We start from the raw sequence: 16378 nt of genomic DNA on the forward strand, positions 1-16378 counted from the left end.
CTGATGATGACTCCATTCCGAGCCGCCCTCGTCACTCCCGCAGGCCCTTAGCGGGAATCCATGTTGAGCTGGGGTTCCAGGCTTCTGCTGTCCAAGGTCAAGGTGGATTCCCGATAACCCCACTCGGGAATGACGGTGTGGTGACTCGGGAATGACGGTGCGGTGGCTCGGGGATGACGTGCGGTGTACGCTTCGGGAAGTGGCCGCTTTGTGATAGGGGCCAGAGGGTGCTTTTTTCTTCCGCACAAACAAAAAACCCAGCCGATGGGCTGGGTTTTTTGCGGTATAAGTGCCTGACGATGACCTACTCTCGCATGGGGAGACCCCACACTACCATCGGCGCTAAGCGGTTTCACTTCTGAGTTCGGCATGGGATCAGGTGGTTCACGCGTGCTATGGTCGTCAGGCGTAACTTTTAATGTATATCATGCTGAACATGTTACTGATGTTTTGTGGCGTCTCTTTCGTCTCAAGTCCTTCGTGTGTCACGTTGGGCTTGATTCGCGTATCCGGTTCTCTGAGTGTCTTCACACTCGTCTCGTTATCACTGCGACCAGACCCCTTGGGTGTTATAGGGTCAAGCCTCACGGGCCATTAGTACACGTTAGCTCAACGCCTTGCAGCGCTTCCACACCGTGCCTATCAACCAGCTGGTCTCGCTGGGCCCTTCAGGAGGCTCTAGGCCTCAGGGATGTCTCATCTTGAAGGGGGCTTCCCGCTTAGATGCTTTCAGCGGTTATCCCGTCCGCACATAGCTACCCGGCAATGCCACTGGCGTGACAACCGGAACACCAGAGGTGCGTCCACTCCGGTCCTCTCGTACTAGGAGCAGCCCTTCTCAAACATCCAACGCCCACGGCAGATAGGGACCGAACTGTCTCACGACGTTCTAAACCCAGCTCGCGTACCACTTTAAATGGCGAACAGCCATACCCTTGGGACCGACTTCAGCCCCAGGATGTGATGAGCCGACATCGAGGTGCCAAACACCGCCGTCGATGTGAACTCTTGGGCGGTATCAGCCTGTTATCCCCGGAGTACCTTTTATCCGTTGAGCGATGGCCCTTCCATACAGAACCACCGGATCACTAGAACCTGCTTTCGCACCTGCTCGACGTGTCTGTCTCGCAGTCAAGCACCCTTATGCTCTTGCACTCACTGCACGATGTCCGACCGTGCTGAGGGTACCTTCGTGCTCCTCCGTTACTCTTTGGGAGGAGACCGCCCCAGTCAAACTACCCACCACACACTGTCCTCGATCCGGATAACGGACCTGAGTGAGAACGCCAATGATGCCAGGCTGGTATTTCAAGGTTGGCTCCCCTCGAACTGGCGTCCGAGATTCAAAGCCTCCCAGCTATCCTACACAGGCAACATCAGCGTCCAGTGTGAAGCTATAGTAAAGGTTCACGGGGTCTTTCCGTCTAGCCGCGGGTACACCGCATCTTCACGGCGATTTCAATTTCACTGAGTCTCGGGTGGAGACAGCGTGGCCATCATTACGCCATTCGTGCAGGTCGGAACTTACCCGACAAGGAATTTCGCTACCTTAGGACCGTTATAGTTACGGCCGCCGTTTACCGGGGCTTCAATCAAGAGCTTCGCCTTGCGGCTAACACCATCATTTAACCTTCCGGCACCGGGCAGGCGTCACACCCTATACGTCCGCTTGCGCGTTAGCAGAGTGCTGTGTTTTTACTAAACAGTTGCAGCCACCTGGTATCTTCGACCGGTTCGGGCTCTGAGAGCAAGTCTCGTCACCCTACGCCGGCGTGCCTTCTCCCGAAGTTACGGCACCATTTTGCCTAGTTCCTTCACCCGAGTTCTCTCAAGCGCCTTGGGATTCTCACCCTGACCACCTGTGTCGGTTTGGGGTACGGTCGCACATGATCTGAAGCTTAGAGGCTTTTCCTGGAAGCGTGGCATCAATGACTTCCTGACCGTGGTCAGTTCGTTTCGTGTCTCGGCCTTAAAGCATCCCGGATTTACCTAAGATGCCAGCCTACTCACTTTCACCAGGACAACCAACGCCTGGCTCACCTAGCCTTCTCCGTCCCCCCATCGCAATCATGTCCGGTACGGGAATATTAACCCGTTTCCCATCGACTACGCCTTTCGGCCTCGCCTTAGGGGCCGACTCACTCTGCTCCGATTAGCGTCGAACAGAAACCCTTGGTCTTCCGGCGAGGGAGTTTTTCACTCCCTTTATCGTTACTCATGTCAGCATTCGCACTCGTGATACCTCCAGCGAACTTCTCAATTCACCTTCATTGGCTTACACGACGCTCCTCTACCGCTCACACCTAAGTGTGAACCCGTAGCTTCGGTACCTGGTTTAGCCCCGTTACATCTTCCGCGCAGGCCGACTCGACTAGTGAGCTATTACGCTTTCTTTAAAGGATGGCTGCTTCTAAGCCAACCTCCTAGCTGTCTGAGCCTTCCCACATCGTTTCCCACTTAACCAGGATTTCGGGACCTTAGCTGACGGTCTGGGTTGTTTCCCTTTTCACGACGGACGTTAGCACCCGCCGTGTGTCTCCCACGCTCGCACTCACCGGTATTCGGAGTTTGCCTCGGGTTGGTAAGTCGGGATGACCCCCTAGCCGAAACAGTGCTCTACCCCCGGCGGTGATACGTGAGGCGCTACCTAAATAGCTTTCGAGGAGAACCAGCTATCTCCGAGCTTGATTAGCCTTTCACTCCGATCCACAAGTCATCCAAATCTTTTTCAACAGATCCTGGTTCGGGCCTCCAGTTGATGTTACTCAACCTTCACCCTGCTCATGGATAGATCGCTCGGTTTCGGGTCTATATCCAGCGACTGTGTCGCCCAGTTAAGACTCGGTTTCCCTACGGCTCCCCTAAACGGTTAACCTCGCCACTGAATATAAGTCGCTGACCCATTATACAAAAGGTACGCAGTCACAGAACAAGTCTGCTCCTACTGCTTGTACGCACACGGTTTCAGGATCTATTTCACTCCCCTCTCCGGGGTTCTTTTCGCCTTTCCCTCACGGTACTGGTTCACTATCGGTCAGCCAGGAGTATTTAGCCTTGGAGGATGGTCCCCCCGTCTTCAGTCAAGGTTTCTCGTGCCCCGACCTACTCGATTTCACATGATCAGATTTTCGACTACGGGGCTATCACCCACTATGGCCGCGCTTCCCAGCGCATTCGCCTAATCAGTCACATGCTTAAGGGCTGGTCCCCGTTCGCTCGCCGCTACTAGGGGAATCTCGGTTGATTTCTTTTCCTCAGGGTACTTAGATGTTTCAGTTCCCCTGGTTCGCCTCTTACGCCTATATATTCAGCGCAAGATACTCATCTTATGATGAGTGGGTTTCCCCATTCAGAAATGCCCGGGTCACAGGTTGTTTGCCACCTCGCCGAGCCTTATCGCAGGCTTCCACGTCTTTCATCGCCTCTGGCTGCCTAGGCATCCACCGTGTGCGCTTCATTGCTTGACCCTATAACCCGAAGGAGTCTGGTGTCTCGCAATGATAACGATTGCCGGATACGCTTGAGACGTATCACAAAACAATTACGTATAAACACTTCAAAGAAGCGTTTATGTCAGCATGATATACATTGTTAAAGAGCGACTGCTATGCGCAGTGATAAGCGGTTGCTTTTTTCACATTAAAAGGAAAAGAAAGGTCTTTAAAGAAGATCTTAAAAAAGCTCTTTTCTCTTCTTTCACTATGAAGAAAACGCTTATCACTGCGTATCAACAGCATTCTGATCAGGTAATTCATTGTGAGCGCTTACCGCGAGGATGATGCATCGTTTAAGGAGGTGATCCAGCCGCAGGTTCCCCTACGGCTACCTTGTTACGACTTCACCCCAGTCATGAACCACACCGTGGTGATCGCCCTCTTGCGTTAGGCTAACCACTTCTGGTGCAGTCCACTCCCATGGTGTGACGGGCGGTGTGTACAAGGCCCGGGAACGTATTCACCGTGACATTCTGATTCACGATTACTAGCGATTCCGACTTCACGGAGTCGAGTTGCAGACTCCGATCCGGACTGAGACCGGCTTTTCGGGATTAGCTGACTCTCGCGAGCTCGCAACCCTTTGTACCGGCCATTGTAGCACGTGTGTAGCCCTACTCGTAAGGGCCATGATGACTTGACGTCGTCCCCACCTTCCTCCGGTTTGTCACCGGCAGTCTCCTTAGAGTTCCCGGCATTACCCGCTGGCAAATAAGGACAAGGGTTGCGCTCGTTACGGGACTTAACCCAACATTTCACAACACGAGCTGACGACAGCCATGCAGCACCTGTCTCTGCGTTCCCGAAGGCACCAAGTGATCTCTCACAAGTTCGCAGGATGTCAAGAGTAGGTAAGGTTCTTCGCGTTGCATCGAATTAAACCACATGCTCCACCGCTTGTGCGGGCCCCCGTCAATTCATTTGAGTTTTAACCTTGCGGCCGTACTCCCCAGGCGGTCGACTTATCGCGTTAACTTCGCCACAAAGTGCGCTAGGCACCCAACGGCTGGTCGACATCGTTTACGGCGTGGACTACCAGGGTATCTAATCCTGTTTGCTACCCACGCTTTCGCACCTCAGTGTCAGTGTCAGTCCAGAAGGCCGCCTTCGCCACTGGTATTCCTCCCGATCTCTACGCATTTCACCGCTACACCGGGAATTCTACCTTCCTCTCCTGCACTCTAGCTTGACAGTTCCGGATGCCGTTCCCAGGTTGAGCCCGGGGCTTTCACAACCGGCTTATCAAGCCACCTACGCGCGCTTTACGCCCAGTAATTCCGATTAACGCTTGCACCCTCCGTATTACCGCGGCTGCTGGCACGGAGTTAGCCGGTGCTTCTTCTGCGAGTGATGTCTTTCCTAATGGGTATTAACCACTAGGCGTTCTTCCTCGCTGAAAGTGCTTTACAACCCGAAGGCCTTCTTCACACACGCGGCATGGCTGGATCAGGGTTGCCCCCATTGTCCAATATTCCCCACTGCTGCCTCCCGTAGGAGTTCGGGCCGTGTCTCAGTCCCGATGTGGCTGATCATCCTCTCAGACCAGCTACGGATCGTTGCCTTGGTGAGCCTTTACCTCACCAACTAGCTAATCCGACATAGGCTCATCCAATAGCGGGAGCCGGAGCCCCCTTTCTCCCGTAGGACGTATGCGGTATTAGCCTGGGTTTCCCCAGGTTATCCCCCACTACCGGGCAGATTCCTATGCATTACTCACCCGTCCGCCGCTCGTCAGCGGGTAGCAAGCTACCCCTGTTACCGCTCGACTTGCATGTGTTAGGCCTGCCGCCAGCGTTCAATCTGAGCCATGATCAAACTCTTCAGTTTAAAATCATTGTGATACTTACTTGTCACCCGAAGGCAACAAAAGCGCATCAAACTTGGCTCAAGGTTCAAACGAATTCATTTCAATTTACATTGTCATGACCGCTTGCCTTGATATTTGGTGATTTATCACCCTCATCGGCAAGCGCCCACATGAATTACCTGATCAAATTGTTAAAGAGCTGTTTTCGCTGCTGAACTTCCGAAGAAGTGACTGACTAACCGATGAACTGGCTTGCCTCAGCGAGGAAGGCGTATTCTACGCATTTCCTAGTGTTTGTCAATCACTGTTTTTAGCGAGTGAAGCGAGTGGGTTAAGAAAGCGAGATAACGATGCTTTCTTTATAACTACCCTAACTCTCTGACAAACCGAAGGTTTTCACCTTCAATCACCGCTGGTAACGCTGTGCGTCCCCGGCAGCGGATGCGTACTTTACGGATTCGCTGCCGTCTTGGCAAGTGGTTTTTTGAGAAAACGTGAATAAACTTTAACTTTTAGGCTTAGCTTTACGCATAACGGCCAATACGGGGCCTGAGCACACATAAGCACCAAAAAGCAGTAGCAACATCACTGATGGTTCAACTGAGATCATTACGAACCCTAGCACCACTGCTAGAAGCACAACAAAAGGCACAGGCTTTTTGAAATCGAGGTCTTTGAAGCTGTAATAACGAATATTACTAACCATTAGCACGCCCGCCGCCCCCACTACGAACAGCATAAGCAGCTTAAAACCTACCGCATCCGCATCAAAACTATGGAAGGTCCACACACTAGCAGCCACCAAAGCGGCAGCGGACGGACTTGGCAAGCCGATAAACCATTTCTTATCAACACTACCAATCTGTACATTAAAGCGTGCTAGTCGCAGTGCAGCACAGGCCACATAAAGGAATGCCACGACCCAGCCAGTTTTACCGATGTCTTGTAAAATCCAGGTAAAGGCCACCAAAGCAGGCGCCATACCGAACGAGATCATGTCGGCAAGGCTATCGTACTCTGCGCCAAACTCGCTTTGAGTATTGGTCATACGAGCAACACGGCCATCAAGCCCATCGAGCACCATGGCGATAAAAATTGCCACTGCTGCCGAAGTGAATTCTCCGTTAATGCCAGCTACCACCGCGAAGAACCCTGAAAACAACGCAGACGTAGTAAACAAGTTAGGCAGTAAGTAAATGCCTTTTCGGCGAATCTTCTTACCGTCTTCAACCGCTTCTTCAACTACTTCGGTTTCACGCAAAAAAACGCTAGCAAGATCTTCATTACTTACATTGTCATGACTTGCGTTGCCATGACTTACCTTTTCGTGACTAGCGTCTTCTTGCTCTCCAGTACCACTATCTTCTGTTTTGTGGCCTTCTTGAGGCGCTGACTGCGAGGCCTGTTTACGCTCTTGATCGCGAGCATCCTGGGTCATAAATATCATCCGTTTGAAGTGAAGTCACAAGAACAGTGATCTCTTTTCATTCTACACGGTGAAGCTAACTCAGCCAGTCAATTGAAGTATGTAACGCTAAACGCCTCGGGGCGCGACAGTGCGCGCCCCGAGGCTCTAACCAGCGTGCTAGCACGCTAACCGCTTAGTTTTTCGACTTATCAACCAGCTGGTTGGCAGCGATCCACGGCATCATGCCACGCAGCTTAGCACCGACTTGCTCAATTTCGTGCTCAGCATTCAGGCGACGACGTGCTGTCATAGATGGGTAGTTAGTGTTGCCTTCCTGGATGAACATTTTGGCATACTCGCCCGTTTGGATACGCTTGAGTGCATTGCGCATTGCGGCACGAGACTCATCGTTAATCACTTCCGGGCCAGTCACGTACTCACCGTACTCCGCATTGTTGGAGATGGAGTAGTTCATGTTGGCGATACCACCTTCGTACATCAGGTCAACAATCAGCTTAAGCTCATGCAGACACTCGAAGTAAGCCATTTCTGGCGCATAACCTGCTTCAGTCAACGTTTCAAAGCCAGCTTTGACCAGTTCAACCGCGCCGCCACACAGAACTGCTTGCTCACCAAATAGATCTGTTTCGGTCTCATCTTTGAAGGTAGTTTCGATAATGCCGCTACGGCCACCACCAACGCCTGCCGCGTAGGAAAGCGCTAATTCTTTGGCATTACCAGACGCATCCTGGTGGATAGCGATCAGGTCAGGAATACCGCCACCTTTAACGAACTCAGAGCGTACCGTGTGTCCCGGTGCTTTCGGGGCGATCATGATGACATCAAGATCTTTACGCGGCTCGATTTGGTTGTAGTGGATATTAAAGCCGTGAGCGAAGGCCAAGGTCGCGCCTTCTTTCAAATTCGGCTCTACTTCCTGCTCGTAGATCGCTTTTTGGTTTTCATCCGGCGCCAGAATCATGACAACGTCTGCGGTTTTGCACGCCTCCGGCACGCTTGCCACTTTCAGACCTGCGGCTTCTGCTTTGGCGGCAGAGGAAGAACCTTTGCGCAGAGCAACGGTGACGTCGACGCCAGACTCTTTCAAGTTATTCGCATGAGCATGGCCTTGCGAGCCATAACCAACAATAGTGACCTTCTTGGCTTGAATGAGGGACAGATCGCAATCTTTATCATAATAAACGTGCATAGCGAGACTCCAAAATCGAATTTGATCAAAAAATGATCGTTGTATAGGAATAATTGATATAGGTCGTATCAGCGTTGATGGCCACCCGTGCCGTCTTTTGCAGCACTGGGCTTTGGCGTTGAGATCAACTGTACGCCACTACCACCATTGCGTAAAACGCTATATTTGCAACATACTATTTCTAATTATGAAACATAGATTTTAAAAATGGGCCTACTATGGATTTTCGCTTATTAAAGCATGTGGTAACGCTGGCTGAGACGCTGCACTTTGGCCGCGCCAGCGAGCTTTGTCATATCAGCCCATCCACCTTAAGCCGCTCAATTCAGCAGGTTGAAGCCGAGCTTGGAACGCAACTATTTGAGCGCGATAATCGCCATGTCACGCTAACCCCTCAGGGCTTAGCGTTTCAGCACTATGCAAAAGAGACCTTAGAACAGTGGGAAATGCAGAAGCGAACGCTGGCCGCCACGGCGTCACAGCTAAGCGGCGAAATAAGCATCTACTGTTCGGTAACCGCCAGCTATAGCTTTCTCTACGAACTACTGAGTGATGTACGCACCTGCCATCCTGGCATCGAATTAAAGCTCCATACCGGTGACCCCGCTGACGCCATGTCACGGGTACTAGAAGGCGCAGATGATATAGCCATTACCCCCCGCCCGCGGATTCCACCCAACGCCCTGGCCTTTAAATCGCTTACCCGCTCGCCGCTACTGTTTATTGCACCTACAGAAGCTCACGACTGGCTCCCAAGTCAGCCGGAAAGCTCAACGGCCATGCAGTGGCGTGATGTCCCGATGATCCTTTCAGAGGCTGGTCTTTCAAGGGAGTACGCCAATACCTGGTTTAAAGCGATGGGGATAACGCCGCGTATTTATGCCCAAGTGGCCGGGCACGAAGCGATTGTAAGTATGGTGGGACTGGGGTTTGGCGTAGGCGTAGTACCCAAAATCGTGTTAGATAACAGCCCGCTGGCCGAACGCGTGCAAGTGCTCAACGTTAAACCCGAACTCCCCCACTACGATGTCGGGCTTTGCGTGCTTAACCGACGGCTCAAAAACCCGATGATTGACGCCTTTTGGGCTACCGTGACGCCGCGTTAACGCGAATAAAAACACCATAAAAAAAGCCGTCCTAGGTAAGGACGGCTTTCTCAGTTGCTTGTCCAACGGATTACTCAGCTAGCATGCTTCGCTTACAACGACAGGACTTTATCGCCTCGGGCGATACCGGACACCCCAGTACGCGCCACCTCTAGAATGCCTACTGGCGCCATGGCCTGCAGAAATGCATCTAGCTTGGAGGCGTCACCAGTAATCTGAACGGTATAAAGGCTTGGCGTTACGTCGACGATCTGCGCCCGGAAAATATCCACTGTACGCTTCACTTCATCGCGGGCTGCGCCTAGCGCTTTTACTTTCACCAGCATTAGTTCACGTTCAATGTGGTTACCTTCCGTCAGGTCGACCAACTTCACCACATCAATCAGTTTATTAAGATGCTTAGTGATTTGCTCAATCACCCGGTCATCACCTACGGTAGTCACCGTCAGGCGTGATAGCGACGGATCCTCAGTCGGTGCAACGTTCAGCGTTTCAATGTTGAAGTTACGCTGGGAGAACAGCCCGACCACACGTGACAGCGCACCCGGTTCGTTTTCCATCAGAATCGAGATGATATGACGCATCAGGTACGCTCCGTTTTAGACAGCAGCATGTCACGCATGGCACCCAACGGCACCTGCATCGGATAGACGTGCTCAAAGGGATCAACCTTCACATCCAGGAATACCAGCTCATGCTTGTTGGCAAAAGCGCGCTCTAGTGCAGGCTCCAACTCATCAAGGGTATTCACGGTGATCGCGGTAAATCCGTAAGCCTCAATTAGCATGTGGAAGTCTGGCAGCGACTCCATATAGGAGTGCGCATGGCGGGATTTGTAGTTCAAATCCTGCCACTGCCGCACCATGCCAAGCGATGCATTGTTGAGGTTTACAATTTTGACGCCCACGCCATACTGCTTACAGGTAGAGAGTTCCTGCATCATCATCTGGAAGCTGCCTTCCCCTGTTACACACACGACATCGTCATCAGGGAAGTTCTGTTTGATCCCCATGGCGGCCGGGAAGCCAAAGCCCATGGTGCCCAAACCACCTGAGGTGATCAGACGGTTAGGCTTATCAAACTTGTAGTACTGAGCAGCAAACATCTGGTGCTGTCCAACATCCGTCGTCACGTAGGCTTCACCGCGAGTAACACGGCATAGCGCTTCGATAACTTCCTGTGGCTTCAACACTTCGCCTGGCTTAGAAGGCTCATATAGCTTGCCTTCACGCTCGGCACGCCAGCCGTCAATCTTTTGCCACCACTCGGTTAGCGCTTCAGGCTGCGAAATTGACTGGCCTTGAACCAAGCTAATCATCTCATTAATGACGCTAGATGCTGGCCCAACAATAGGTACATCCGCACGCACAGTTTTAGAGACCGAACTTGGGTCCACATCCACGTGAATGATTTTTGCCGTGGGGCAGAACTTCGACGTGTTGTTGGTTACCCGGTCATCAAAACGCGCGCCAATGGCGATAATCAAATCCGCATGGTGCATGGCCATATTGGATTCATACGAGCCGTGCATTCCTAACCAGCCCAGACACTGCCGGTCACTTTGCGGATAGGAGCCGATCCCCATCAACGTTGTGGTAATGGGGAAGCCGAGCTGTTTGACCAAATCGGTCAATCCTTCGCTTGCCTTGCCAGTTACCACGCCACCGCCGGTATAGAACACCGGGCGTTTGGCTTTCAGCATCATCTCAACGGCTTTTTTAATTTGACCCGTATGGCCCCGGGTAACCGGGTTATAGGAGCGCATCTTGACCTTTTTCGGGTAGACGTACTCATAGCGCTCGGTCGGTGCCGTCATATCTTTAGGAATATCGACGACTACCGGCCCTGGGCGGCCAGTCGCCGCGAGATAGAAGGCCTTTTTCAGCACTTCTGGAATCTCAGACGGATGCCGAATTGAGAAGCTGTGCTTCACGATGGGGCGAGTCACACCCACAATATCGGTTTCTTGGAAGGCATCGTCACCAATCAGGTGGCTCATTACCTGACCGCACAGCACGACCATAGGAATCGAATCCATATAGGCAGTCGCAATGCCGGTAACCGCATTGGTAGCACCAGGACCCGAGGTGACAAGCACCACACCTGGCTTACCCGCTGCACGAGCATAGCCATCGGCTGCGTGAGTCGCTGCCTGTTCGTGACGCACAAGAATGTGCTTCACCTTGTCCTGGCGGAACAGCGCATCATAAATATGCAGCGCCGCGCCGCCGGGATAACCATAAATGTATTCAACGCCCTCATCTTGCAAGAAGCGGGCGATCATATCTGCGCCGGAAAGCAGTTCCACTGTGTTTCTCCCCTGGAGGTCTCGAGTGCGATCCGCAGGACATCCTGCGGTGTCGAGTGCGACGGTATGCCGCTGCCGGCCCATGCCGGCACCTGATGCCAAACCCTGGCATATGGCCCGGTTAGGGCCTGCACTCTCATCGGAAGCACCGACATATCATGAAATATGCCAGTAGCTCCCTTACACGACGGTTTGCCGTGTCGGGGCGTTGGCCAGGTCGGGCGGTTAGCCCAAGCCCGGAAGTCCTTCGGCGGGTAAAGGCTTTCGCCTACCCTTCGCGCGGGGATTAGGGGTTGCCCGTTGGTTCCGCGCCCGCAAATCAGGAACCCACAAGATTCCATTAGCGCCCTCAGCCTGTCAACCTCCGATCAGGACAAACGCAACAAACGTCGCAGTAAGTCATTAAAAAAGCCCCGCTAGCAGAGCTAACGAGGCTTTTGCCCTATTTCATTGCGCAGGCTTGCTGAGGTTCATTGCGCAGGCTTGTTGAGGACGTGGGGATTTTAATTGCCCACGCGTAAATTACTCAAATACCAGCTTGCCTTCACTCGCGCTGATATGAATGGTGTCGCCAGGGGCATATTTGCCCGCCAGCAAATCTTGAGCCAGTGGGTTCTCGATGCGGCTTTGGATCGCCCGCTTCAGCGGCCTTGCGCCATACACCGGATCGAAACCGACCACTGCCAGCTGGGCCATAGCGTCGTCGCTAATTTCCAGGCTCAAGTCATGCTCAGCTAAGCGAACTTTCAAACGCTCGAGCTGAATACCGGCAATTGCCTGAATTTGCTCTTGGCCAAGAGCGTGGAACACCACCACCTCATCAATGCGGTTAATCAATTCCGGGCGGAAATGGTTACCCACTACTTCCATCACTGCACTTTTCATTACTTCGTAGTCGTTATCATCTCCACCCATGCGCTGGATAATGTCCGAGCCCATGTTAGAGGTCATCACGATCACCGTATTACGGAAATCGACTGTACGACCTTGCCCATCAGTTAAGCGTCCATCCTCTAGCACTTGCAACAGGATATTGAACACATCCGGATGCGCTTTTTCCACTTCGTCCAGCAACAGAACCGAGTAGGGCTTACGACGCACCGCTTCAGTTAAGTAACCACCCTCTTCATAACCCACATAGCCTGGGGGCGCACCAATCAAGCGAGCCACAGAGTGCTTCTCCATGAACTCCGACATATCGATACGCACCATTGCTTCTTCAGTATCAAACAAGAAGTTAGCCAGCGACTTACATAGCTCCGTTTTACCCACCCCGGTCGGGCCGAGGAACAGGAACGAACCGTTGGGTCGATTAGGATCAGATAGCCCAGCACGCGAGCGGCGCACAGCGTTAGCTACGGCCTCTACCGCTTCATGCTGGCCAATCACCCGCTCATGCAGCGCTTCTTCCATGCGCAGTAGTTTATCTCGCTCGCCTTCCAACATCTTGGAGACGGGGATACCGGTCCAACGGGAAACCACCTCAGCAATCTCTTCTTCGGTAACGTTTGAGCGCAGCAACTGGTGACTGGCAGTATCTGCCTCACCCTCACCCGCTTCGCTGATTTTCTTCTCCAACGCCGGGATCTTGCCATACTGAATCTCTGACATACGGCCTAGATCGCCCTGGCGACGAGCCTGCTCCAGGTCAATGCGCGCCTGTTCCAACTCCGCTTTAAACTGAGCTGCGCCTTGAATACTGGCTTTTTCGGCTTTCCAGATTTCATCCAAATCAGCGTATTCACGCTCTAATTCGTGGATCTGGTTGTTCAGTGCCTCAAGGCGTTTCTTAGTAGCCTCGTCGGTCTCTTTCTTAAGCGCTTCGCGCTCCATTTTCAGCTGAATTAGGCGACGATCCAGCCTATCCATCTCTTCAGGCTTAGAGTCCAGTTCCATGCGGATACGGGACGCTGCCTCGTCGATCAGATCAATTGCTTTATCGGGCAACTGCCTATCAGTGATATAGCGGGTAGAGAGCTTCGCCGCCGCAATGATCGCTGAATCGGTAATATCCACGCCATGGTGGACTTCGTAACGCTCTTTTAAGCCGCGCAGAATAGCTACCGTATCCTCTTCGGAGGGCTCATCGACCAACACCTTCTGGAAACGGCGCTCCAGCGCGGCATCTTTTTCAATGTATTTACGGTACTCATCCAGCGTGGTCGCCCCTACGCAGTGCAGTTCGCCACGCGCCAGCGCAGGCTTAAGCATGTTGCCTGCATCCATCGCGCCTTCAGCTTTACCTGCGCCCACCATGGTGTGCAGCTCATCAATAAACAGGATGACTCGGCCTTCTTCCTGGGAAAGCTCTTTAAGCACCGCTTTCAGGCGCTCTTCAAATTCTCCGCGGAACTTAGCACCCGCCAGCAGGGAGCCCATGTCCAAGGAAAGGACGCGTTTCTCTTTCAGGCCTTCGGGCACTTCACCGTTTACAATACGCTGAGCCAACCCTTCAACAATGGCAGTTTTACCCACCCCTGGCTCCCCGATCAGTACCGGGTTATTTTTGGTACGACGCTGCAGCACCTGAATCGTGCGGCGAATTTCATCATCACGCCCAATCACGGGGTCCAACTTGCCGTCTAAGGCACGCTGGGTTAGATCCATGGTGTATTTATTAAGTGCTTCACGCTGGTCTTCGGCATTTGGGTCGTCGACCTTAGCACCACCGCGCAGACTATTGATTGCGGCTTCCAGGGCTTTCCGGTTGAGCCCTGCCTCTTTCATCAGCTTGGTGATCGCACTGTTCATTTCCAATGCAGCCAGAAGTACCAATTCACTCGCAATGAACTGGTCGCCACGCTTCTGCGCTTCCCGGTCAGTTAAATTGAATAGCTTAATGAAGTCGCGAGATGGCTGAACATCACCATCGAACTGGCTTACTTTAGGTAAGTCATCTAATTGCTTCTGCAAACCGTCGCGCAGGCGCGAGCTGCTGCCCCCGGCTTTTTCAACTAGAGCTTTGATGCCAGTGTCTTTGGTATCGAGTAATGCTAGCAATAAGTGCGCGGGATCAAGCTGATTATGGCCGTGCCCAACCGCAAGGGATTGTGCCTCAGAAATAGCGGCCTGTAATTTGGCAGTAAATTTATCGAATCGCATGGAGTTCCTCCTGGGGGTGCCGTGCGTTTGGACCCACGGTGTTTCCCAATAACCTGTCTTTAATGTGCTAAAAACGTTTAGCTTGACAAGTTAAATGGCGTCAGTTCCACGCATTTCAAGAGGTGCGCAGAACAAGCTCGAAGGAATAGCGCTGCTTAATTGACCCAGATCACACTTGCCATGCGTCCAGTGCTGCCATTGTCTCGGCGGTAGGAGTAAAAGCGCGATTCGCAGGCGGTACAGAAGTGGCCGCCACTGATATGGTGAATCCCCAACGCTTCTAGACGAAAACGCGCCAAGCGATAAAGATCCGCCATATAGTGGCCAAGTCGATAGGGGCTGTGGTCAAACGCTTCGGCGGTCTCAGGGTGTACCGCAACAAAGGCACCATACACTTCGGGTCCGACCTCAAACTGAGCATTTGAAATAGCCGGCCCGAGCCATACCAAAATATCGCCTGGATCGCAGTTCATCGCGGCGACGGTCGCTTCCAACACGCCGCCCGCTAGCCCGCGCCAACCCGCATGGGCAACAGCTACCTGGGACCCTTGACGATTGCAGAACATCACCGGCAAGCAGTCTGCAGTTAACACTACACAGGCATAGTCGTTGCTGCTGGCAACCGAGGCGTCTGCTTCCGGCATATCGTCTTGGTACGCCTGCTGGACGCGTGCGCCATGGGTTTGGTTAAGCCACAGTAGCGGTCGATCATCGCCTATTTCTTTATGCAGCAAACGTCGACATAGCGCGACGTGATCAGCATTATCGCCTACGTGGTTCGCTGGATTGAAAGCTGCAAAATCATCTTGGCTCGGCCCTGTTTCCCGAGTGGTCACAAACGCCCGCACATTCGCGGGGGCTGGCCAATCAGGTAACAGTAGCGTGGGCTTTAGATCAATCGCGTCGCTCATCTCATGGTCTCACTATCTTCGCGCAGGTAATCCAACAACATCAGTAGATCATCGGGCAAGTCAGCATGAAACGTAAGCGTTTCACCACTCACCGGATGCACAAAGCTAAGCTTCCGAGCATGCAGTGCCTGACGCGGAAATTCACGCAAAATCTCTTTTAACGGTGCAGCAGCGCCCGGAGGCAGCTTAGCACGGCCACTATAGAGCGGATCGCCAATCAACGGGTAGCGGGCATGAGCCATATGAACGCGAATTTGATGGGTACGTCCGGTTTCTAACTGGCAACGCACATGGGTATGCGCGCGAAAACGCTCAACTACCCGGAAGTGAGTGACTGCGGGTTTTCCGGAGGCCGTAACCGCTTGGCGCTTGCGGTCTTTTGGGTGCCGTCCAATGGGCGCGTCAATAGTGCTACCCGACACAGGCTTACCAATTACTACTGCATCATATTGACGAGAAACGCTGCGTGCCTGTAGTTGATCAACCAACGTCGTTTGTGCGGGTAATGTTTTTGCCACCATCATCAAGCCAGTGGTGTCTTTATCAAGGCGATGGACTATTCCTGCCCGGGGCACTTCTGCCAGTGCAGGATGATGATGAAGCAACGCATTCAACAACGTGCCGTCGGGATTCCCCGCGGCGGGATGAACCACCATGCCAGCGGCCTTGTTGATGACCATCACCGCGTCGTCTTCATAAACGATATCAAGCGGAATATCTTGGGGCTCAAAACGCGTATCGTCTTCAATAGTCGCTTTTAGCGCTAATATTTCGTGGCCGTGCAGCTTGGCCTTAGGTTTTACTTTAGCGCCGTCGACGGTGAGCTCACCGGCGTTGATCCACGCTTTCAAACGCTCGCGGGAATAATCGCTGAACAACTCAGCTGCGGCTTGGTCTAAACGCGCGCCTGCTAATGTCGCGGGTACCCGCTGCGTGGCTTCAACAATACGAGACATGAACAACCTCTTTAAGACGCAAACGACTTTGCCACTATTTAATGCTGCTTAACTCTTCAAGCAGTAATGGAGTGTC

8 protein-coding genes and 3 rRNA genes are annotated in these 16378 nt (G+C 52.7%); 1 reads left to right on the top strand and 10 read right to left on the bottom strand.

The window, feature by feature from the left end:
* Window positions 1-291: 291 nt before the first annotated feature.
* The 5 genes from rrf to ilvC form a co-directional block, all read right to left on the bottom strand.
* A 5S ribosomal RNA gene (gene rrf, locus B6A39_RS15595) occupies window positions 292-407 on the bottom strand.
* Window positions 408-573: 166 nt separating this feature from the next.
* Window positions 574-3467 (bottom strand): 23S ribosomal RNA (locus tag B6A39_RS15600).
* Window positions 3468-3788: 321 nt separating this feature from the next.
* A 16S ribosomal RNA gene (locus tag B6A39_RS15605) occupies window positions 3789-5321 on the bottom strand.
* The 16S, 23S and 5S rRNA genes sit together here, the layout of an rRNA operon.
* Window positions 5322-5806: 485 nt before the next feature.
* Window positions 5807-6739, bottom strand: a complete 933-nt coding sequence (gene pssA / locus B6A39_RS15610; protein WP_083007127.1) for a CDP-diacylglycerol--serine O-phosphatidyltransferase — start codon at window positions 6737-6739, stop codon at window positions 5807-5809.
* A gap of 163 nt (window positions 6740-6902) precedes the next feature.
* Window positions 6903-7919 (bottom strand): ketol-acid reductoisomerase, encoded by a 1017-nt coding sequence (ilvC, locus tag B6A39_RS15615; protein ID WP_016916053.1) that lies wholly within the window; start codon window positions 7917-7919, stop codon window positions 6903-6905.
* 218 nt (window positions 7920-8137) lie between these two features.
* Here ilvC and ilvY point away from each other — a divergent pair, with 218 nt between their 5' ends.
* On the top strand, window positions 8138-9025 hold the full coding sequence (gene ilvY, locus B6A39_RS15620; RefSeq protein ID WP_083007129.1) for an HTH-type transcriptional activator IlvY: 888 nt from the start codon (window positions 8138-8140) through the stop codon (window positions 9023-9025).
* A gap of 92 nt (window positions 9026-9117) precedes the next feature.
* Here ilvY and ilvN read toward each other — a convergent pair whose 3' ends face one another.
* From ilvN to rluD, 5 genes are all read right to left on the bottom strand, one after another.
* Window positions 9118-9609, bottom strand: coding sequence for an acetolactate synthase small subunit (gene ilvN / locus B6A39_RS15625; RefSeq protein WP_030074339.1), 492 nt, complete (start codon window positions 9607-9609; stop codon window positions 9118-9120).
* Window positions 9609-11333 (bottom strand): acetolactate synthase 3 large subunit, encoded by a 1725-nt coding sequence (locus B6A39_RS15630; protein ID WP_083007131.1) that lies wholly within the window; start codon window positions 11331-11333, stop codon window positions 9609-9611. Before B6A39_RS15630 ends, ilvN begins: the two co-directional genes overlap by 1 nt.
* A 522-nt stretch (window positions 11334-11855) precedes the next feature.
* Window positions 11856-14435 (bottom strand): ATP-dependent chaperone ClpB, encoded by a 2580-nt coding sequence (gene clpB / locus B6A39_RS15635; protein ID WP_083007132.1) that lies wholly within the window; start codon window positions 14433-14435, stop codon window positions 11856-11858.
* A 155-nt stretch (window positions 14436-14590) separates the two neighbouring features.
* A complete protein-coding gene (gene pgeF, locus B6A39_RS15640; protein WP_083007134.1) occupies window positions 14591-15346 on the bottom strand; it encodes a peptidoglycan editing factor PgeF in 756 nt (251 codons plus the stop codon).
* Window positions 15343-16302 (bottom strand): 23S rRNA pseudouridine(1911/1915/1917) synthase RluD, encoded by a 960-nt coding sequence (gene rluD / locus B6A39_RS15645; RefSeq protein WP_083007135.1) that lies wholly within the window; start codon window positions 16300-16302, stop codon window positions 15343-15345. Before rluD ends, pgeF begins: the two co-directional genes overlap by 4 nt.
* Between the last annotated feature and the right edge of the window lie 76 nt (window positions 16303-16378).

Origin of the sequence: Halomonas sp. GT (genome assembly GCF_002082565.1) — a bacterium.
In the GTDB taxonomy this organism is placed as follows: Bacteria; Pseudomonadota; Gammaproteobacteria; order Pseudomonadales; family Halomonadaceae; genus Vreelandella.